Annotated in this window: 21 protein-coding genes; 12 read left to right on the top strand and 9 right to left on the bottom strand. The window is 65.6% G+C overall.

What is annotated here, in order from left to right; all coding sequences use genetic code 11:
- Nucleotides 1–52: 52 nt before the first annotated feature.
- Nucleotides 53–448, top strand: coding sequence for a prefoldin subunit beta (locus B1756_RS18320; protein WP_086889860.1), 396 nt, complete (start codon nt 53–55; stop codon nt 446–448).
- Nucleotides 449–470: 22 nt separating this feature from the next.
- Nucleotides 471–743, top strand: coding sequence for a DUF3194 domain-containing protein (locus tag B1756_RS18315; protein ID WP_086890256.1), 273 nt, complete (start codon nt 471–473; stop codon nt 741–743).
- 132 nt (nt 744–875) lie between these two features.
- Here the strand turns inward: B1756_RS18315 and B1756_RS18310 are convergent, their stop codons facing one another.
- The 3 genes from B1756_RS18310 to B1756_RS18300 all read right to left on the bottom strand — a co-directional run bounded on the left by B1756_RS18310 (nt 876) and on the right by B1756_RS18300 (nt 4,465).
- Entirely contained in the window at nt 876–3,263 is a 2,388-nt protein-coding gene (locus B1756_RS18310; RefSeq protein ID WP_086889859.1) for an LUD domain-containing protein, read from the bottom strand.
- 1 nt (nt 3,264) lies between these two features.
- Nucleotides 3,265–3,771 (bottom strand): LUD domain-containing protein, encoded by a 507-nt coding sequence (locus B1756_RS18305; RefSeq protein WP_086889858.1) that lies wholly within the window; start codon nt 3,769–3,771, stop codon nt 3,265–3,267.
- A 91-nt stretch (nt 3,772–3,862) separates the two neighbouring features.
- Nucleotides 3,863–4,465, bottom strand: a complete 603-nt coding sequence (locus B1756_RS18300; RefSeq protein WP_228434412.1) for a hypothetical protein — start codon at nt 4,463–4,465, stop codon at nt 3,863–3,865.
- A gap of 255 nt (nt 4,466–4,720) precedes the next feature.
- On the opposite strand from B1756_RS18300, the gene B1756_RS18295 reads away from it, so the two are divergent.
- The 3 genes from B1756_RS18295 to rpl12p are packed head-to-tail and all read left to right on the top strand — an operon-like array spanning nt 4,721 to nt 6,758.
- Nucleotides 4,721–5,353, top strand: a complete 633-nt coding sequence (locus B1756_RS18295) for a 50S ribosomal protein L1 (RefSeq protein ID WP_086889857.1) — start codon at nt 4,721–4,723, stop codon at nt 5,351–5,353.
- A gap of 1 nt (nt 5,354) precedes the next feature.
- Nucleotides 5,355–6,398, top strand: coding sequence for a 50S ribosomal protein L10 (locus tag B1756_RS18290; RefSeq protein WP_086889856.1), 1,044 nt, complete (start codon nt 5,355–5,357; stop codon nt 6,396–6,398).
- Between the two features lie 21 nt (nt 6,399–6,419).
- The gene (rpl12p, locus tag B1756_RS18285; protein ID WP_086889855.1) at nt 6,420–6,758 is read left to right on the top strand and encodes a 50S ribosomal protein P1; all 339 of its coding nucleotides are present in this window, start codon (nt 6,420–6,422) and stop codon (nt 6,756–6,758) included.
- A gap of 131 nt (nt 6,759–6,889) precedes the next feature.
- Here rpl12p and B1756_RS18280 read toward each other — a convergent pair whose 3' ends face one another.
- Nucleotides 6,890–7,126 (bottom strand): hypothetical protein, encoded by a 237-nt coding sequence (locus tag B1756_RS18280; protein WP_086889854.1) that lies wholly within the window; start codon nt 7,124–7,126, stop codon nt 6,890–6,892.
- A gap of 114 nt (nt 7,127–7,240) precedes the next feature.
- Between B1756_RS18280 and B1756_RS18275 the strand changes: the two genes are divergently transcribed.
- From B1756_RS18275 to B1756_RS18265, 3 genes are all read left to right on the top strand, one after another.
- Entirely contained in the window at nt 7,241–8,509 is a 1,269-nt protein-coding gene (locus tag B1756_RS18275) for a tripartite tricarboxylate transporter permease (protein WP_086889853.1), read from the top strand.
- A gap of 75 nt (nt 8,510–8,584) precedes the next feature.
- Nucleotides 8,585–9,388: an N-acyl homoserine lactonase family protein gene (locus B1756_RS18270; RefSeq protein WP_086889852.1), complete on the top strand. Its 804-nt coding sequence runs from the start codon at nt 8,585–8,587 to the stop codon at nt 9,386–9,388.
- Entirely contained in the window at nt 9,385–10,704 is a 1,320-nt protein-coding gene (locus B1756_RS18265; RefSeq protein ID WP_086889851.1) for a hydroxyacid-oxoacid transhydrogenase, read from the top strand. Before B1756_RS18270 ends, B1756_RS18265 begins: the two co-directional genes overlap by 4 nt.
- Nucleotides 10,705–10,740: 36 nt before the next feature.
- Here the strand turns inward: B1756_RS18265 and B1756_RS18260 are convergent, their stop codons facing one another.
- Together B1756_RS18260 and B1756_RS18255 are read right to left on the bottom strand one after the other, a co-directional pair.
- Nucleotides 10,741–11,577: a BtpA/SgcQ family protein gene (locus B1756_RS18260; protein WP_086889850.1), complete on the bottom strand. Its 837-nt coding sequence runs from the start codon at nt 11,575–11,577 to the stop codon at nt 10,741–10,743.
- Nucleotides 11,577–12,140, bottom strand: a complete 564-nt coding sequence (locus B1756_RS18255) for a thioredoxin family protein (protein WP_086889849.1) — start codon at nt 12,138–12,140, stop codon at nt 11,577–11,579. Before B1756_RS18255 ends, B1756_RS18260 begins: the two co-directional genes overlap by 1 nt.
- 218 nt (nt 12,141–12,358) lie before the next feature.
- On the opposite strand from B1756_RS18255, the gene B1756_RS18250 reads away from it, so the two are divergent.
- The gene (locus tag B1756_RS18250) at nt 12,359–12,952 is read left to right on the top strand and encodes a hypothetical protein (RefSeq protein ID WP_086889848.1); all 594 of its coding nucleotides are present in this window, start codon (nt 12,359–12,361) and stop codon (nt 12,950–12,952) included.
- A gap of 5 nt (nt 12,953–12,957) precedes the next feature.
- Here B1756_RS18250 and B1756_RS18245 read toward each other — a convergent pair whose 3' ends face one another.
- Complete coding sequence (locus B1756_RS18245; RefSeq protein ID WP_086889847.1) at nt 12,958–13,227, bottom strand: HalOD1 output domain-containing protein; 270 nt, start codon at nt 13,225–13,227, stop codon at nt 12,958–12,960.
- Between the two features lie 152 nt (nt 13,228–13,379).
- On the opposite strand from B1756_RS18245, the gene B1756_RS18240 reads away from it, so the two are divergent.
- The 3 genes from B1756_RS18240 (at nt 13,380) to B1756_RS18230 (ending at nt 17,025) form a co-directional block, all read left to right on the top strand.
- Complete coding sequence (locus tag B1756_RS18240) at nt 13,380–13,865, top strand: Lrp/AsnC family transcriptional regulator (RefSeq protein ID WP_086889846.1); 486 nt, start codon at nt 13,380–13,382, stop codon at nt 13,863–13,865.
- A 2-nt stretch (nt 13,866–13,867) separates the two neighbouring features.
- On the top strand, nt 13,868–15,034 hold the full coding sequence (locus tag B1756_RS18235) for an aminotransferase class I/II-fold pyridoxal phosphate-dependent enzyme (protein WP_086889845.1): 1,167 nt from the start codon (nt 13,868–13,870) through the stop codon (nt 15,032–15,034).
- Between the two features lie 131 nt (nt 15,035–15,165).
- Nucleotides 15,166–17,025: a PAS domain-containing sensor histidine kinase gene (locus B1756_RS18230; RefSeq protein ID WP_086889844.1), complete on the top strand. Its 1,860-nt coding sequence runs from the start codon at nt 15,166–15,168 to the stop codon at nt 17,023–17,025.
- Nucleotides 17,026–17,052: 27 nt separating this feature from the next.
- Here B1756_RS18230 and B1756_RS18225 read toward each other — a convergent pair whose 3' ends face one another.
- Nucleotides 17,053–17,658 carry a response regulator transcription factor gene (locus B1756_RS18225; protein ID WP_086889843.1) on the bottom strand — a complete coding sequence of 202 codons (606 nt, stop codon included), beginning with the start codon at nt 17,656–17,658 and terminating at the stop codon, nt 17,053–17,055.
- A gap of 103 nt (nt 17,659–17,761) precedes the next feature.
- The gene (gene purL, locus B1756_RS18220; RefSeq protein ID WP_086889842.1) at nt 17,762–19,984 is read right to left on the bottom strand and encodes a phosphoribosylformylglycinamidine synthase subunit PurL; all 2,223 of its coding nucleotides are present in this window, start codon (nt 19,982–19,984) and stop codon (nt 17,762–17,764) included.
- Nucleotides 19,985–19,995 lie beyond the last annotated feature (11 nt).

Raw genomic sequence — 19,995 nt, 5'->3', positions numbered from 1 at the left:
GTGATCCGAACGAAAGCGTGTCTTTTTCCGTCCGGAGGGCGACGGTCGATGTATGCAAGGAAACCTGCCGCCAGAAGCACAGGAGAAAATCGAGCAGCTTCAGGACCTTCAGGAGACCGCCCAGACGGTCGCCATCCAGAAACAGGAGGCCGAATCGCGGCTCACCGAAGCCGAAAACGCCCTCGAGGAACTCGAGGAGATCGACGAGGACACGACGATGTACCGCAACGTCGGCGAACTTCTCGTCGAGACCGAGTACGACGAGGCCGAAGACGACCTCGAGGACACCGTCGACTCCCTCGAGATCCGTCTCGAGACGCTCGAGAAACAGGAAGAGCGCGTCCAGCAGCAGTTCGAAGGCCTGCAGGACGAACTCGAGAACCTCCTCGGTGGCATGGGCGGCGGCATGGGCGGCCCCGCAGGCCCCGGTGGCCCGGGCGGTGCCTGATCGACGCGGAGCGATGAGCACGATGACGAGCGACGAACCAGCCGACGAGGAGGTCGTCCAGACCGCAGCCGAGGTCGCCGAAGGACTGGTCTTCTCGCGGTACAAGCAGTCCGACGTCCGCGACCTCGACGTCACCGTCACCTTCGAGGAGGGCATCCTCGAGGTCGACGTCTACCTCAACGCGCCGACACTCGAGGGCGACGACGAGGACGGAGCAGGCATCGACCCTGAGCAGGTCGCCGACGACGCCGCGCTGGCGGCACGCGAAGCGGTCGACGACCTGTTCGATGAGTAATTCCATTTTCGGACTCGTTCGGTGAGTATCTGCTTCCAAGGGTGTCAGTGAATCGTTCTCGGGGGTTGCTTCTGATCGGTCTTCCTCGAATAGCGGGTACACCGTTCGGCGTTGCCCTCGTTTCCGCACCTGTTACCGCGGTGCGAGTACCTCGAGCGGGTGCGGAACGGGTCGCTCGAGTAGGGACTCGAGCTGGTCGCCACACGATGTGCCGGTGGCCACGACCGGGTCGTCAGCATCGATTTCGCTGGTGAGCCGCTGGCCGACGTCGACGCTCACCTCGTAGTACTCGCGTTTGTAGCCGAAGCTGCCGGCCATCCCACAGCACTCGGCCTCGGTGGTCCGGGGGGCATAGCCACAGCGTTCGAGCAACGCGACCGTCTGGGCCTCGAGCCCGAGCGTTCGCTGCTGGCAGTGAGAGTGGTAGGTGATCGGCTCCTCTCCCGATCCGTTTCGGAGCACTGACGGGTCTGCGCCGTGCTCGAGCAGCCCGAAGACGTACGCACAGAGGTCGTAGCTGTTCTCCGAGAGGGTTTCGAACGAGCGTTCGGGGAGGAGTCGTTCGTACTCGCGCTGGAACGCCGCGAGGTCGGAGGGTTCGATCACGACGAGGTCTCGGCCGGCGTCGAGGTCTTCGGCAACCGCGGCGTAGAGGCGGCTCGCCTGCCGATCGGCCGTGGCGATCATCCCCTGTGAGAGCGGTGCGCGGCCGCTCTCGGGGAGGTTCGGGACCTGTACCGGAACGCCCAGCGCCTCGAGCGTTCGAACCGCGGCTTTCCCACGATCGACGTCGACGTGGTTCGTGTAGACGTCGGCGTAGAGGACGGCCTCGCGCTCGAGGCTGTCCGGGACCTCGTCGAATCGTTTGCGTGCGCGCTCGGCGCGATATCTCGAGGCCTCGGTGCCGCCGCGGCTCTCGAACCAGTCGACGAGCGTCTCTCGCCTGAAAGTCGGGAGGTTGCGCCGCCGGTCGATCCCGAGGGTGCGCTCGAGCAGCGCTCTGATCGGTTCGGCGTCGGCGATCCAGTTCGAGACCGGGGCGGTCGCGCTGGCGAGTCTGGCAGCGGTGCCAATGTTACCGAAGAAGCGCTTTCCGGGGTCGAGCCCGCTCGGTTCCTCGTCGGGCGTCAGTCCCTCGACGAGCGAGTCGAGGTGGGCGGGTTCCTCGCCGCGGTTGAGCCGATCCCGAACCACGGTGTTGATCCACGGGATGTCGATCTGCACTGGGCAGGCGTCGACGCAGCGGGTACAGCCGGTACAGAGGTCGTTGAACTCGGCTGCGTCGTGGTCTGCGAGGCCGGCTTCCCAGCCGGTGGCGATGCCACCGGAGTAGGTCTCGCCACCGAAGCCGTGGCCGCCGACCGACTGGAAGTTCGCACACGAGTTCGAGCAGGCACCACAGCGGATGCAGTACAGGGTCTCGCGTAGCTGGTCGTCCGCGCGCATATCCATTCGTCCGTTGTCGAGGAGCACGAGGTGGAACTCACGGTCGCCCGATGGGTCGGTCTCGTCCGTCGCGTCGCCAGTGTCTGCTGTCGGATCTGCCGCATCGGTCTCGCCCGCAAGCGGTGTGTCGTCGGCAAAGTCGAGCGTCGGCGAATCGGTCGGCGGCGAGAGCATCGTCACGTACTGGGAGATCGACTGCCCGGTCGCGCTCTTGGCGATGATGTCGACGAAGGGTTCGAGGTCCCGGAGTCGGGGGATCAGTTTCTCGACGCCTGCGACGGCGACGTGCGTGTCGGGAGTGACCGCGCACTTCCGGGCGTTGCCCTCGTTCGTCACGAGCGTGATCGTCCCCGTCTCGGCGACGACGAAGTTCGCGCCGGTGATCCCCACGTCGGCCTCCCGGATCTTCTCGCCGAGGTAGTCCCGGGCGAACCGGGTCAGTTCCGCGGCGGTCTCGAGTGGCTCGGCGAGGTCGAACTCCGCTTCGAGCAGGGCTGCGATCTCTTCCCGGGAGAGGTGCATCGCCGGGCCGACGATGTGGGAGGGCGAGTCGTCGGCGAGCTGGATCACCCACTCGCCGAGGTCGGTCTCGTAGACGTCGGCACCGCGGGCCTCGAGGGTGTCGTTGAGGTCGATTTCCTCGGTCGTCATCGACTTGGATTTGACGACGGTGGGGTCGTCGCCGCTCGGGTGGCTGGCCGCGGTAGCGCGCTCGTTTGAGCCACCTGCAGCCTCCTCGACGACGGCTGCGACGTAGGCGTTCGCGTCAGCGGCGTCGTCAGCGACGTACACCGTCCCACCGTTTTTCTCGACGGCTTCGCGGACGGTCTCGAGCAGTTCCGGCAGCCGGTCGATGGCATCTTCCTTGATCGCACGGGCCTCGGCGCGTAACTGCTCGATATCGTCGGTTTCGGCGTAGGTCTGGGCTCGTCGGACGTTCGAGCCGCTGGCCATGGGATAGATTGCATTCCCCTCGGTCTCCATCAGGTAGCGGAGTCTGGCGGCGGTCGCCTCTCGAGTGTCGGCTTGTGACGCCGGTTCGGAACGAGTCCCGTTGTCGACGCGTTCGGCCATGCTACCGATCCTCCAGGACGATCACGTGCACCTCTCCCGGTCCGTGGACGCCCTCGACCAGTCCACCCATGTCCGCGGTCGAACTCCGGCCGGTCGCGAAGACGATGCTGTCGTCGCCGGCGGTGAACGCCGCTTCGAGGCGGTCGAATCCGGCACCGAGGTCGGGGACGACGTCGCTTTCGGCGACGACTGCGACGTGTCGCTGGGGGTAGAGCGCGACGGGTTCGTCCCCCTCGGGTGCCGACTCGATCGCCACGGTTCCGTACTCGGCGATAGCGAACCGTGCGGGTGTCACGCCGGTGGTCGCGTCGACGAGGTCGCCGGCCGTCGGTGCCGTCTCGACGCGGTCAGGGAGCGAGACGCCCTCGAACGGTAGTTCAACCCCGACGGCTGGACCCTCGAGTGCCGATTCGATCGCGTCGGTGGCGTCGGTCGCCTGCACGTGCGCAACCGAGACCTGCAGGTCCTCGAGTGCACGTTCGAAGCGGCCGACTGTGTCGGTCGTCATCCCGTGTCACATTCGGCCGGACGGTCATGATAGTGTCGGGACCGCTGCCGGCGAACTCGGTCGTCTCCGTGGGCCCGACGGCCGTCGTCGGTCAGACCTTGTTCGCCGGTGGAACGGTTCGTTCGTCTGGACTCGTGACGCCGCCGGCTCCGAAGAGGATCCGGATGCTCGCACCGGTGCCGACGACCGCCGCGAGGGAGAAGACGGCGAGCGTCGCCGGGAGCGAGACCCCGGCGAGTCCCCCGCAGAGAGCGGCGACGACGACGGCGCTCCCGATGCCGTCTCGGCCGAGGCGGGCCGCGATCGACCGACCGATTGCGACCAGCCCGACCATCGTCCCGACCGGAACGACGAGGACCCCGAGCAGGAAGAACAGGACGCCGAAGAACGCCCCGAGCGCGGAGTCGAGGATGAGATAGCCCGTGCTCGCGAGACCGAGGACGACCAGCAGGGCTGGCGTCCCGATACAGACCGAGATGACCGGACTCCTGTGGCTCTTCGTGACGGCCTTCGTCCCGAACCCCGGAATCATTCCGACGACCACTGCGGCGAGGACGAGCACCAGCGCGAACTGGATGCCCGCTCGCTCGAGCGGCGCGAGCGCCGTGTAGAGGTCGATCCAGCCGGTACTCGCGACGATCGATCCACCCCCGCCGGTCGATTCACTGATCGGATAAAAGCGTGTTGGCCCCATTGTTCATTGCTTCACGACCGTCGACGATAGTATTTTCGGTCTATCGTGTAGAATTACCGTCGGTTTTGTCCCCACCGGGTCTCTCGAGTGCCCGGATATGGGTGGAACCACTGGACGTGTGCAAACCTCCCACGAGGCCCGTCAGGAAACCAGTTCGACGGGTTTAAGTTCGCCATGACACTTCGTTCAACAGAGACAGGCCTAGCCTGTTTCACTGACCCGTAGGAGCACTCCTGCGTACTACGGAGGTGAACGATGGCAGATTCGGATATCGAAACCGCAGTGGCTCGCGCACTCGAGGACGCACCCGATCGGAACTTCACCGAGACGGTCGACCTCGCGATAAACTTGCGCGACCTTGATTTGAACGAACCGTCGAATCGTGTTGACGAGTCGGTGGTTCTCCCGTCCGGCACCGGACAGGAGACCCAGATCGTCGTCATCGCGGAGGGTGAGACCGCCGTCCGCGCCGAAGAGGCTGCAGATCAGGTCCTCTCGGAAGACGACGTCGCCGACCTGGAAGACGACGAGGCCAAAGACCTCGCCGACGAGACCGACTTCTTCATCGCCGAGGAGGCGATGATGCAAGACATCGCCCGGCATCTCGGTACCATCCTCGGTCCACGAGGGAAGATGCCGGATCCGCTTGCACCCGACGACGACGTCGTCGAGACCGTCAACCGACTGAAAAACACCGTGCAGATTCGCTCCGGTGACCGACGCACCTTCCACACGCGCGTCGGTGCCGAAGACATGTCGGCTGAAGAGATCGCCGACAACATCGACGTCATCCTGCGTCGCCTGCACGCCGACCTCGAGAAGGGGCCACAGAACATCGACGGCGTCTTCGTCAAGACGACGATGGGCCCGTCCGTAGAGGTGGTCTAACGTGAGCGCAGAAGCTGAACGCAAGACCGAGAACCTTCCCCAGTGGAAGAAAGAGGAAGTCGACGAACTCGCCGACCTCATCGAGAGCTACGAGAGCGTCGGCATCGTCGGCATCGCCGGCATCCCGAGCAAGCAGCTGCAGGACATGCGACGCGAGCTCTACGGCACCGCCGAGTTGCGCGTCAGCCGCAACACCCTGCAGGTTCGCGCACTCGAGGAAGTCGGCCTCGGCGACCTCGTCGAAGAGATCGAGGGCCAGGTCGGCATCATCGGCACGAACGAGAACCCGTTCTCGCTGTACAAGGAACTCGAGGCGTCGAAGACGCCCGCGCCGATCAACGAGGGCGAAGTCGCCCCCAACGACATCGTCATCCCCGAGGGTGACACCGGTGTCGACCCGGGTCCCTTCGTCGGCGAACTTCAGGGCATCGGTGCGAACGCCCGGATCGAAGACGGTTCGATTCAGGTCATGGAGGACTCGACGGTCCTTTCGGCCGGCGAGGAAGTCTCTGCGGACCTGGCGAACGTACTCAACGAACTCGGAATCGAGCCCAAGGAAGTCGGGCTCGACCTGCGTGCCGTCGTCGCCGACGGCGTCGAGTTCGGCCCCGAGGATCTCGACATCGACGTCGAGGCCTACGAGAGCGACGTGCAGACGGCTGCCGCCTACGCACAGAACCTCTCGGTCAACGCGGTGTTCCCGACCGAGGCGACGGCACCAACGCTCATCGCCAAGGCGACGGGCGAGGCCAAGAGCCTCGGCCTGCACGCCGCCATCGAGGACGAAGACCTTATGCCCGACCTCGTCAGCAAGGCCGACGCACAGCTGCGTGCGCTCGCGGCCCAGATCGACGACGAGGAGGCCCTGCCCGAGGAACTGCAGGGCGTCGAAGCACCCGCTGCGCCAGCGGCGGCCGACGAGGGCGAGGACGAATCGGCTGACGACCAAGACGACGCCGAGGCAGACGCCGACACCGACGTCGACGACGATGACGACGAAGACGACGACGCCGGTGGCGAGGGCCTCGGTGCGATGTTCGGCTAATCACAACTGGAGGATACAACAATGGAATACGTATACGCTGCACTCATCCTGAACGAAACGGGCGAAGAGATCAACGAAGACAACCTGACGGACGTGCTCGACGCTGCCGGCGTCGACGTCGAAGAGTCCCGCGTGAAGGCGCTCGTCGCCGCACTCGAGGACGTCGACATCGACGAGGCCGTCTCCGAGGCCGCTGCCGTTCCCGCCGCGGGCGCTGCCGCTGGCGGTGCTGCCGCTGCTGAGGCTGGCGACGACGAAGGCGAGTCCGACGTTCCGGACACCACGGACGACGAGGAAGACGACGACGAGGACGAAGACGACGACGCCGGTGGCGAGGGCCTCGGCGAGCTCTTCGGCTAAGTCGGCGACGACGAGTTTGCAACCACGATTTTTCTGGGCGGTATCGAAGAGCGGCTGCTATGTCCCGATGGGCTGACGCGAGGCAACCACGGCTCTCGAGTTCGAGAACTATCGACGGGACGCAAGCCCCGCTACGGACGAACGAGTGACGGCAGTTCGCCTTCTGCGATCGTGTACAGACCGAGACCGATCAGGGCGACCAGAAGGCTCGAGACGACGATACCGAGCGGGTGGGCGAGGGTAATCGGCACGAGAAATTGCCAGACGACTAACGGAGTCACGAGGAGAATCCCGACGACGAGGATTCCCCGGAGAATCTGGTCACCGGTTCCCGACTGGTTCGGCTGCCCGTGCTCGGAACTGGTCATAGCCGTGACTAGTCACGTAACGTGATGAACGTACCGGCACGGTGAGTGAGTGGTCCAGACTCGAGTCAGCCTGTGGCCGCGCGTTTAAATTGGATCGGGCGGCAGGGACGGCCGATGGTCTTGCCGTCACTCGAGTTATCGCTCGACCCGTGGCTCGCGATCTCTTTGCTCTCGTGGACGCTTGCTGGCGCGGCACTCGGGAGCGTAAGTGGCCTCGTGCCGGGGCTCCACGCGAACAACTTCGCGCTGTTGCTCGCGGGTGTCGCAGTCTCGATCCCCGGCCCGCCCCTGTTCGTCGGGTGTGCGATGCTCGCGGCGGGGGTCGTCCACACGTTCGTGAACGCGGTACCGGCGATGGCGCTGGGCGTTCCCGACGCCGAGATGGCGGTGACGGCGTTGCCGGGCCACCGGATGGTTCTCGAGGGGCGAGGCTACGAGGCGATCCGGCTCTCGGCACTTGGAAGTGTGCTCGCGGTCCTCGTGGCCGTGCCGCTCGCCGCCCCCGTAACGTGGGCGGTGCTCGCGGCCTATCCGACGATGCGGGCGCATCTCTGGCTGGTCCTCGCGACGGTCGTCGTCGCGCTGATCGCGTCGGAACGCTCCGTCCAGTCTCGAATCGGCGCAGTCTGTTCGTTCTGTCTCGCCGCGGCCCTTGGACTTGCCACGCTCGACCTGTCACCGGAAGCGCCGCTCGAGGCCGGTGGAATGCTCGCGCCGCTGTTCGCCGGACTCTTTGCGGCACCGGTGTTGATCGACGCCGTCTTCGGGAGCGGCATTCCGCCCCAGCAGGGGACCGACATTCGGCTCTCTCGACCACTGCTCGTCGGAACGGCGCTGGCGGGGTCGCTCGCTGGTGCAGTGGTCGGCTACATCCCGGGAATCTCGGCGGCGATCGCGGCCGTCGCGGTGCTCGTGTTCGTTCCCGGCGGCTCGGGTGACCGGGGCTACATCGTCGCGACGAGTGGCGTCGATACCGCCAATACGATTTTCGCGCTGTTCGCGCTCGTCGCGATCGGCCAGCCACGTACTGGCGTGATGGTCGCGTTCGAGAGCGCTGGCATCCCACTCGAGTTGCCGGTCTTGCTCGCCTGTGTCCTCCTCGCTGGCGCGGTCGGGTTCGTCCTCGTGATCGTCGTCGGCGACGTCTACCTCGAGGTGATCGGTCGGGTGACGTACTGGAAGATTTCGGCGATCGTCATCGGTCTCTTACTCGTGCTCTCGTACCTCTTTACTGGGCCGCTGGGAATCGTCGTCTTCGTCGTCGCCGCAGGTGTGGGGATGGTTCCGGTCAGGATGCACGCCAGACGGGTCCATCTCATGGGTGTGCTCATCGGTCCGCTGATCGTCAGTTCAGCGGGCGGTATCTCGATTATTGTTGGATGAATTACCAACCAGTGACATGTTTCTATGGCGTAGCTATTACTCGATTCGGCCCCTCACTAGTGGTGGATGGTACCCATGGTCGATGCAACGATAGACGTCATTTACCGCGGTGGACTCGAGTGCGACCAGAACTACATGATCGAGGGGGAGACCCTCGGGACTCACGACGAGCCAAATCCGGACCTCACCTACGACGAAATTCCGGTCTGGAACCTGGTGATCGATCATCCCGAGGGGACGATCCTCTGGGACACGGGTTCACACCACGACGCCCTCGACGGCCACTGGCCGGAGGAACTCGCCCAGGCGTTTTACCCTCACGACGCCCACGAGCACCGCCTCGACGACGACCTCGAGGACGCGGGCTACAGTCTCGACGACATCGACGCCGTCGTCCAGACCCACCTGCACCTCGACCACGCCGGCGGCCTCGAGTTCTTCGATGGAACCGACGTCCCGGTGTACGTCCACGAGAAGGAGGTGAAGTTCGCCTACTACAGCGCGAAGACGGACAAGGGAAGTGGTGCGTACATCCTCGACGACTTCGATCACGATCTCAACTGGGAGATCGTCCATCAGGATCGCGAGCAGCACTTCGACGGTATCGAGTTCGTCAGGCTCCCGGGACACACGCCGGGGCTGATGGGAATGGTCGTCCACCTCGAGGAGGAGTCGGTCGTGTTCACGGGTGATCAGGTGTACCAGTCGCCGAACTACGAAGACGAAGCGCCACTCGGTGCGGGGCTGCTCTGGGGGAAGACGGAGTGGTTCGAGAGCCTCCAGCGCATCAAGGAGATCGAACGCCGCCACGACGCCGAGGTCGTCTACGGTCACGACGCCGACCAGTTCGAGCGCATCCGTGACGGGTGGGGCGAATGACCGGGGGTTACGACCGCACAGTCTCGGCGGACGATCACGGGCTCGGTCCGGAGACGGTCTGGGAGATCCAGCTTCCCGCGATCCGGTTCGGTCGAAACGCCGTCGAGGAACTGGACTACCAGCTCGGCGAACTCGGCGTCGAGGCGGAGGCGTCGGGTCTGATCGTCACCGACGAGCCGATGGTCCAGGTCGGCCACGTCGACCGGGTCAGCGACCACCTCGAGGACGCAGGATACGACATTACCGTCTGGGACGGGGCGGAGCCCGAACCGTCGATCGAAACCGTCGATAGCTGTCTCGAGTTCGTTCGCGAGAACGAAGGCGAGGACGGGTACGACTTCTACCTCGGGATGGGTGGCGGCAGTTCGCTCGACGTCGCCAAGGGAACGCGCGCGGTGATGGCCAACGGTGGTGAGGTGCTCGACTACGTCGCCGAACCGACCGGTGGGGGGAAGGCGCTCACCGAGTCGGGTGATCCGCTGATCCTCGTCCCGACGACGGCCGGCACCGGCTCGGAAATATCGCCGGTCGCCATCTACGCCGTCGAGGAGAAAGACATCAAGGAGGGCATCTCGAGCAATCACGTCCGGGCCGACGCCGCCGTGCTCGACCCGACGCTCACGACGACCATGCCGGCGGCGGTGACGGCCTCGACCGGGATGGACGCCCTCGCACACGCCCTCGAGGGGTACACCACCCACGCCTACGACAGCTTCCTCCGGGCGGAGGACCCGGCACAGCGACCGGTCTACGCCGGCCAGACCGCCGTCACCGAGATGTACGGCCAGCGGGCGATCGAACTCGTCGCGAACAATCTGCGGACCGCGGTTCACAACGGCGAAGACGTCGAGGCCCGGGGTGCGATGCTGAAGGCCTCGCTCTTCGGGGCGATCTGTGGGCTCACCGCCGGTGTCAGCCTCTGTCACGCGATGGCCTACCCGGTCGGAAACAAGTATCACACGTCCCACGGCGAGACGATCGCGGTCCTCACCCCGGCGACTACCCTCGGATACAACGTCGCGAGCGACCCCGAACGGTTCGCCGAAATCGCCGCGTTGCTCGGGGCGGACACCGACGGCATGAGCACCCGCGACGCCGCCGACGAGGCCCGCCGCGAGTACGTCCGCCTCCAGCAGGATCTGAACGTGATTCCGAGCGGTCTCGCCGAACTCGCGGGTGTCTCCGAAGACGAGATCGACTGGCTCGCCACCCAGACGGTCGAGACCCAGCAACGACTCCTCCGGTGTAACCCGCGTCCGGTCGCGAAAGACGACGCACTCGAGGTCTTCCGCGAGGCGCTACACAACTGGGAGTAGCTGACCGGGTTCGTCCGCTTTTTCTCCGATGCAGAGTTAGTAGTCGCCTGCGCCTGGGTCTCGAGCGGCGACGACTCCCTCGACCCGTTCGATCGAGACCGGATTCGTCGTTTCGCCTCCCTCTTTGAGCGCCGTGCCGACGATCACGCCGTCGGCACCCGCCTCGAAGACGTCGCCGACGGTTTCGGCTGTCACACCGCTGCCGACGAACACCGGTGCGTCGATCCCGTTCGTGTCGAACGCCTCCGAGACGCGCTCGACGGTCTCGAGCGCGGTCGCCTCGCCGGTTCCCGTTCCGGAGACGATCACGCCGTCGGACAGTCCCCGCTCGACCGACTCGAGGGCGGCGCGTTCGACCGGCTGGTCGCCGACCGGCGTGGCGTGTTTGACGTGGACGTCGGCGAGGACGGCGAGGTCGGCCTCGAGGCGCTCGCGAAGACGGATCGTTTCGTGAGCGCGTCCGTCGACGACCCCCTGATCGGTCGCGGCGGTCCCGACGTGGACGTTCGCCCGGACGAACCCGGCATCGACGGCGGCGGCGACCGAGAGGGCAGCCGCGACGTCGTTCCGGAGGACGTTGACGCCCACCGGGACGTCGACGGCGTCGCTGACGGCGCTCGCGACGGCGGTCAGCTCCGCGACCGTGTGCTTCGGGACGTCTTCGGGGTAAAACGGCGCGTCTCCGAAGTTCTCGACGAGGACTGCGTCGACGCCACCGGCCTCGAGTCTGCGCGCATCCTCGAGCGCGCGCTCTCGGATTGCTTCCCGGTCGCCATCGAAGCCGGGTGCACCCGGAAGTGGCGGCAGGTGAACCATCCCGACGATCGGTGGGTCGTCGGCGAGCGTCAGTCCGACGCCGTGGGACGACACCATTACTCTTCACGCCACTTGATCGAACAGCCTCGCGAGGGCTCCCACTCGAGGTCGACCGACTGGCCCTCGAGGACGGCGTCGATCGCCTCCCGGACGTGGTATCGAGAGGCGTCTTCGTCGGGGCTGAGCGCGTCGTCGAGTCGTCCCTGGTAGACCAGCCGGAAGCTCTCATCCTCTCGTGCAAACAGGAACGGATCGGGCGTACAGACGGCACCGTACTCACGGGCGACCGCCTGTGACTCGTCGCGGAGGTAGGCGTCGTACTGGATCGTTCCGTCGTCGACGTACTCGCGCATCTTTTCGAGTGAGTCTTCCGGGTACTCTTCGGCGTCGTTGGGGTTGATCCCGACGACGGCGACCTCCTCGTACTCCGCGGCGAGGTCGTTCAGCAGGTCGAACTTTGCCTTCGCGTACGGACAGTGGTTGCAGGTGAAGACGACCAGCAACGCCTCGGAGTCGGCGAAGTCCGCGAGTTCGTACGTCTCACCGTCGGTCCCCTCGAGTTCGAACTCCGGGGCCCGGTCGCCGGCCTCGAGTGCTGTGTCGGATTCCATCGGTGCCATGATCGGTCGTTATCTGCCAATCGGCATAAGAATCCACCCTCTACCCCGGTCTGTTCTCGACCGTCTCGAGCGGCCTGCGGATTGTCGAGCATCCTGTGGTCTGGACCGCCGTGTTGAGTTTCCCGGAGAAGCCCTTCCGGCCCCGACAGCCGGGTCTGACAAGCGAGGAGGCGAACGAACGACCCAGCTATTTATACTTGCCGGCTCATTCGGGGTGTATGAACACACTCGAGGTCACGGACGACCAGTACGAGTTCGTCCAGCGCCTCCGCGAGGAGATCTCGGCAGACGTCGTCGGCAAGTACGGATTCGTCCGGGAACGCGACGCCGTCCAGTTCCTGATCGACAACCTCGACGAAGAGGTAGACATCGACGTGGACGTCGACTTTTCGGCGACCGACGACGTCGCGACCTCCGTCGATGCGGCCATCGACGGGAAGCCGGATCCGAACGAACTCAGGTACGACGAAGCCGACGGCTCACTCGAGGACGAGTCGGACTCGGTGGCGACTGACGAGGACGACGCCGGTGACTCCGAATCCGAAACGTCAGCCGACGAGGAAGCGAACGAACAGGTCGAGACGGCCGACGAACCCGACGACGCCGACGAACCTGATGCAGGCGGGGACGGCACAGCCGACGACGACGATATGCTCGACGAGATGATGAGCCTGCTCGAGACTCACGAGGACAAGTGGGAGGAGTCGTCGTCTGCTGACTACCGGTACTCGGTCACGCTCCCGGACGGCTCGACCGAAGACGTCCAGACGAAAGACGACGTCCGCGCGCTCCTGTTCAAGAACTATCGGTAGCCCGGTCAGGAATCTCGTTCACACACCGTGAGGCACGTACTCGACACCTCCACGTCGTACTGCTCGAGGGCGAACGTCACCGTGACTCCCGGGCGGTGTGCGAGGATCGTATCCAGTGCTTCGGGATCGACGTAGTCGTAGAGGGCGTATCCCAGCCGCTCCGGGAGAGAACCCGGCTCGTCGCCCTCGAGTTCGGCGACTGCAGTCAGCACCGCCGCACTCGGTGTGCTCCCGTTCCACTCGTCGTGATCGGAGACGATAGTCTTCCCACCCATACGATGGACACGGCGACCGACACGCATACCCGTCGCTCCTTACCAGTTGGGTCCACCCATCGGCTGGGTCCCGCAAGCACCAGCTCGCCCCATCGCTCGGCGAACGAGACGGAAGAACAACGTTTTTACTCGCGGTCGCGCTTCGCGTTGGTATGAGCGAACGCGAGGTGCTCGAGTTACTGCGTGAGAACGCGCGATACTCTACCGAAGACATCGCGCGAATGACCGACCTCGAGGAGAGCGAGGTCGAGGCAGTCGTCGAGGAACTCGAGAGCACCGGGGTCGTCCGGGGGTATCGGGCGGTCGTCGACTGGGACAGACTCGAGGACGAGAAAGTCCGTGCCGAAGTCGAGTTGAACGTCGAACTCGACCGCGAGACCAACTACGGTGACGTCGCAGAGCGCCTCGCACGCTTCCCGCAAGTGAAAGCCCTCCGCCTGGTCAGCGGCGACTACGACTTCGATATGGAAGTCGAGGGCGATTCGATCCGCGAAGTGTCGATGTTCGTCAGTGAGAAGGTCGCGCCGGTGCCCGAGATCACCCAGACCGTCACCCACTACGTGATGACCTCCTACAAGGAAGGTGGGATCGAACTCGGCGACGGCGACGAGGACGACCGCCTCTCGTACACGCCCTGATAATGACGTTCGAACTCGCAGATCGCGTGCAGGCGGTGCCGCCCTCGGGAATCCGTCGGTTCTTCGAGATCGCCGAAGAACGCGACGAGGTCATCTCACTCGGCGTCGGTGAACCCGATTTCTCGACGCCGTGGGCGGCTCGAGACGCTGCGATCGCCTCTCTAGAGCAGGGCAAAACCTCCTACACGGCCAATCGCGGGCGCGCGGACCTCCGGGAGTCGATCGCCGACTACGTCGCAGACCGGTTCGACCTCGGGTACGATCCCGACGAAGAGATCATCGTCACTGCCGGTGCGAGCGAAGCCGTCGACCTCGCGTTTCGAGCGTTCGTCGATCCTGGCGACACGGTCGCGATTGCCCAGCCCTCCTACGTCTCCTACGAACCCGGCGTCGTCTTCGCCGGCGGGGAGCCCCTCCCGGTGCCGACCCACGAAGAAGACGACTTCCGGCTCACCGTCGACGCCCTCGAGGACGCTGGCGCAGCCGACGCCGACGCGCTCGTCTTCTGTTACCCGAACAACCCGACGGGCGCGATCATGACGAGAGCCGACCTCGAGCCGGTCGCCGAGTTCGCCCGCGAGCACGACCTGCTGGTCTTCGCCGACGAAATCTACGCCGAACTGACCTACGACGGTGAGCACACCTCGATCGCGACGCTTCCGGGAATGCGCGAGCGCACCGTCGTCTTCAACGGCTTCTCGAAGGCCCACGCGATGACCGGCCTCCGTCTCGGCTACGCGCTCGGCCCGGCTGACGCCATCGGCGCGATGAACAAGATCCACCAGTACACGATGCTCTCTGCGCCGACGACCGCCCAGTACGCCGCACTCGAGGCGCTCGACTCGTGTGCAAACGACGTCCGGGAGATGGTCGACCAGTACGACCGCAGGCGACGGTTCGTGCTCTCCCGATTCCGTGAGATCGGGATGGACGTCTTCGAGGCGAGGGGTGCCTTCTACTGTTTCCCCGAGGTACCAGAGGGCTTTACTGCCGAGGAGTTCGCCGAGGAACTCCTGCGCGAACAGGGTGTCGCGGTCGTCCCGGGCGACGTCTTCGGTGAGGGCGGAGCAGGTCACCTCCGGATCTCGTACGCGACCGGCCTGTCAGAGCTTCGCGAAGCACTCGCCCGGATCGAGGCGTTCGTCGACGACCACGAGGGTCCCGAGTAGTCGCGCTCGGCCGCGACACTGAAATACGTCGCTGTCGAATCGGTCTGTTACTATCAGTCGATGGTTCGCCTAAGTGATCAGTCCCTGCCGACGACGGAACGTGCAGGTCTGCGGACGGAGGGGAGCGGGCGGTGAGCCTCCGATCCGTCCCCGTCGTCGACCGCGTCACGGACGCCTTCTTCGCCCTCGACACCGACTTCCGGTTTACCTACCTGAACGACCGGGCCGAGGACTTACTCGAGCGCTCGCGCGGTGAGTTGATCGGCCGGGTCATGTGGGACGAGTTCCCCCACACCGTCGAGACGCAGTTCCCCGACGGCTTCCACCGTGCGATGGACGAACAGGTGCCCGTCTCCTTCGAGATTTACCACACCCACCTCGAGACCTGGTTCGAGACCCGGGCGTACCCCTCGGAGGGTGGGCTCTCGGTGTTCATGCGCGACATCACCGAGCGCAAACGCCAGGAGACCAGCCTCGCCCAGCACGCAGCGGTAATCGAGGCGATCGACGACGGCGTCTTCACGCTCGACCGCAATCGCGAGATCGTCGCAGTGAACGACGCCCTCCAGTCGTATCTGGGGGTAGACCGCGGAGATCTGGTCGGCGAACACGTCGAGGTCGTCCCCGAACTGGCGTCGGTCGACGACGGAGACGCCGTCGACTTCGGGCGGGCGATCACCGACGTCGACATCGGCACCGCCGACTCCCGGACGCTCGAGGTTCCGTTCACCGACGCCGACGACGTCGACAGGATGGGTGAGTTCCGCGTCGTCCCGATCGCCGACGAGACGGCCACCGTCGCGGTCGTGATTCGCGACGTCACGGATCGCCACGAACACGAACGGATCGCCACCTCGCTGCACCAGGTCACCCGATGGTTGCTCGAGTCGGACGACCCCGAGGAGATCTGTGCGATCGCCGTCCACGCCGGCAGCGACCTGCTCGACCTCCCGATGAGTGGCGTCTGGTTGCTCGAGTCAGACAAGGGTTACCTCGAGCCAGTGGCCGGGACGGCAGGCGCACACGACGAGTTCGGTGGTCTCCCACGGTTTCATCCCGGTGAAGGTCTGGTCTGGGAGGTCTTCGAGACCGGTGACGTCGAGTGTTTCGACGACCTCCGGACCGTCGACGGCCTCTACAACGACGACACACCGATCCGCTCGGAGATCATCGCCCCCATCGGGACTCACGGCGTCCTCATGACCGGGTCGCTGGAGCCCTACCGGTTCGACGAGACGGACGTCGAACTCGTCTCGATTCTCGTCGAGAACACTCGCGCCGCACTCGACCGTGCCGATCGCGAACGCGTCCTCCGGGAACGAACCGCCGAACTCGAGCGCCAGACCGAACGTCTCGAGGGCGTCGCGACCGTTCTCTCGAACGACCTCAAGGCCCACCTGGAAGACGTCGCCGACGCGGTCGGAAGCGACGACGACGCGTGGGAGTTTCCCTTCGCCGAACAGTCGGTCGAGACGACGCTGGATCGAACCGAACGACTGGTCGACGACGTCCGGGAGTTCGCCCGGAACGCGACGGCCGTCAGAACGCGAACCCCGATCCGCCTCACCGAAGCCGTTTCCGACGCGCTCGAGCGCTCGCGACTCGACGCTGACGCCGTTACCGTCGAACGCGCAGCGACCCTCCGGGCCGACGACGATCGGTTCGACACCCTGCTCGCCTCGGCGTTCGACGACGTCGCCGCGCGGGCGATCGACGACGTCACGGTCCGCATCGGCGTGGTGGGACTGGCCGACGGCGATGGCTCGCGGGGGTTTTACCTGTGTGAGGAAGGAGCCGAACCCCCGGCGGACCCACACGACCGGTTGCTCGACCCGACGACCGACGCCGACAGTGCAATTAGCGGACTGGGACTCGCGCTCGTGCGGGCAATCGCCGAGGCTCACGACTGGTCGTTCTCGATCGCCTCCGACGACAGGCGCACCCGGATCGAAATCCGTCAGGTGACCACGCTCGAGCCGGCAGACGAGTGATCGGGGGAGACTCGGGCGCGACCGGAATCACTCCTCGAGCAGCGACTCCTGGCCGAGGTCACGAACCAGCTGTCGGTAGCCGTCGCCCTCGAGGATCTCCTCGACGGTCTCGTCGATCCTGACGCGCAAGACGGCGAGTCGGTCCTCGAGGCGGGCGTACTCCTGACTGGACTTTCGCTCGGCGTCGCTCTTCTCGCCGTCCAGCAGGACCTTCTTCGAGGCGAGCGCGAAGAACTCCTGGAGCTGGTCGTCGTACGCCGCCCGCAGTTGCAACCCCTCGATCGTCTCGACGAGTTCGGACTCGGAGACGGGTTTGACGAGGTAGTCGTCGAACCCCATGCCGACGATGTCGAAGTCGGGTTCGATCGCGGTGACCATCGCGACCCGACAATCCAGATTGCGTTCGCGGATCGTCTCGAGAACCGTGTCGCCGGACAGTCCCGGCATTCGCCGGTCGAGCAAGACGACGTCGACGTTCTCGTCGATCGCCTCGAGCGCCTCGCTCCCGTCGTACACCGCCGTGGGTGAACAGACGTCCTCGAGCCAGGTCGCGTACAGGTCTGCGAGGTCCGGCTCGTCTTCGACGATGAGTACGGACGGTGTGTCACGGTCAGGGGCGTGGGCTGAGGCCATCGACTGAGATCCCTCTGTCGATCGTTTCGAGTCACTCAACGTATATGAAAATATCGACGACGTTCCCGGCTGGTGGTCGATCGATAGTCGCGGCCGCGTGTGACTACCCGAGTTCGGCCGCGATGGTCGATCGATACTCGCGAATCTTCGCTGCGTCGGCGTCGATCGACAGGTCGCCGACGGTGATCGAGAGCGTGCCGTCCTCGGCTGGCGTTCCCAGCGAGTGGACTGGTGCGACGCCGTCGAAGGCCTCTCGGACGCCGTCGGCGTCGGTCGTCTGGATCAGCACCCGGCCGGGCTGTTCGTGGAACAGCGCACCTGCAACGCCTGCCTCGGTCCCCGCTGGGACGGGGATGTCCACCTCGAGTCCGGCCTCACCGGTGACCATCTCGGCGAGCGAGACGGCCAGCCCGCCGTGGCTGACGTCGTGGGTCGCGAGCGTGGACTCGTCGTTCGCGACCGCCGCGACCGTCTCGATCAGCGCCTGTGGGTCCTCGGGGAGCGCGGGGAACCGGTCGCTGCCGTCGAACTGCGCGAGGTACTCCGAACCGCCGAGACGGACGTCGCCGCTCTCGAGGCCACGGTCGCCGACAAGCAGGAGGTCACCTGCCCCCGGTTCGAGTGCGAGTGGCGGTGCCTCGTAGCCGTCTTTGGTGCCGACGAGCGCGAGCGTTGGCGTCGGCGGAATCGGCCCGGACGGCGAGTCGTTGTACAGCGAGACGTTCCCGCCGACGACGGGCGTCTCGAGGGTCGCACACATGTCGGCGAGGCCATCGACGATGCCGGTGAAGCCGCCGTAGACGTCGGGTTTCTCGGGGTTGCCGCCGTTGAGACAGTCGACGGCCGCAAGCGGGGTCGCACCCTTGGCCGCGACGTTCGTCGCGTTCTCGAGGGCGATCGCACGGGCCCCCTCGTAGGGCGCGGTGTCGGTCCAGTTTGGCGCGGCGCCCGAGGAGATAGCCAGCCCCTGATTCGCTTCCCGGACGGCGACGATCGCCGCGTCGTCACCCGGTCCGACGCTCGTCCGAACGCCGACCTCGTGATCGTACTGGCGATAGACCCACCGCTTGGAGGCCGTGTTCGGACTCGAGAGGACCGCTTCGAACGCCGTCTCGAGGTCGATTTCCGGCAGGTCTCGCTCGGGCTGGGTGGGTTCGTCGGCGGGCAGGTCGTTCATCGGCGCGCCCTCGCCGAGGAAGTAGGCGTCGACGTCGACGACCGTCTCGCGCTCTCCCGATTCGCTTCGCTCGTCGGTCGAGTCATCCGAGGCGCTTCGCGCCTCGCTCTCCTCGAACGTACAGACGTAGTTCCCCTCGGTGACTTCGCCGATGACCGAACAGCCCAGATCGTACTTCTCGGCGATCTCGGCGACGCGGTCGACGTTCTCGGGGGCGACCTCGTAACACATCCGCTCCTGAGATTCGGCCAGCAGGATCTCGAGGGCGTTCATGTTCGGTTCGCGCTGGTGGACGCGATCGAGTTCGATGTGTGCGCCGAGGCCGCCCTTGGCGACGAGTTCGCTCGATGCGCCGCCGAGGCCGGCCGCGCCGAGGTCGCGGGCGGATTCGATCAGTCCCTCCTCGATGAGGACCTCGTTGGCCTCGATGAGGAGTTTCTCGGCGTAGGGGTCGCCGACCTGGACCGCGGGGCGGTCTTCGGTTTCGGCGTCTTCTGCGAGATCCTCGCTGGCGAAACTCGCGCCGCCGAGGCCGTCGCGACCGGTCGCGTTGCCCACGAGCACGAGTTTGTTGCCGGGTTCCTGAGCTTCGGCGGTGACGAGTCGCTCGTCGTCGGTGAGGCCGACGCAGGCGACGTTCACCAGGGGATTGCCCTCGTAGTCGTCGTGGAAGTCGACGCTGCCGGCGACGGTGGGAACGCCGATACAGTTCCCGTAGTGGCTGATTCCCTCGACGACGCCCTCGAAGAGGTACTTCGAGTGTTCGCGGTCGAAGTCGCCGAAGTACAGCGAGTCGGCGAGCGCGATCGGGTACGCACCCATCGAGAGCGTGTCCCGGACGATCCCGCCGACGCCGGTCGCGGCGCCGTCGAACGGATCGACGTAGGAGGGATGGTTGTGGCTCTCGATGCCCATCGTGATGTAGACGTCGTCGTCCCCGTCGGTCGGGAGCGCGACGACTGCCGCGTCGTCACCCGGCCCGATCACGACCTGCTCGCCCTCGCTCTCGAACGCCGACAGCAACGGTCTCGAGGAGCGATAGGCACAGTGTTCGCTCCAGAGGTTCTCGAACAGCGCCGCCTCGGCAGGGGTGGGTTCGCGACCCAGTTCCTCGACGACGAGTTCGTGGTCCGAATCGGCAAGGCTCATTCACGTTAGTG

Origin of the sequence: Natrarchaeobaculum aegyptiacum (assembly GCF_002156705.1) — an archaeon.
Classification (GTDB): domain Archaea; phylum Halobacteriota; class Halobacteria; order Halobacteriales; family Natrialbaceae; genus Natrarchaeobaculum; species Natrarchaeobaculum aegyptiacum.
Note: the sequence above shows the minus strand (reverse complement) of the source record. Positions and strands in the feature narration are given on the sequence as shown.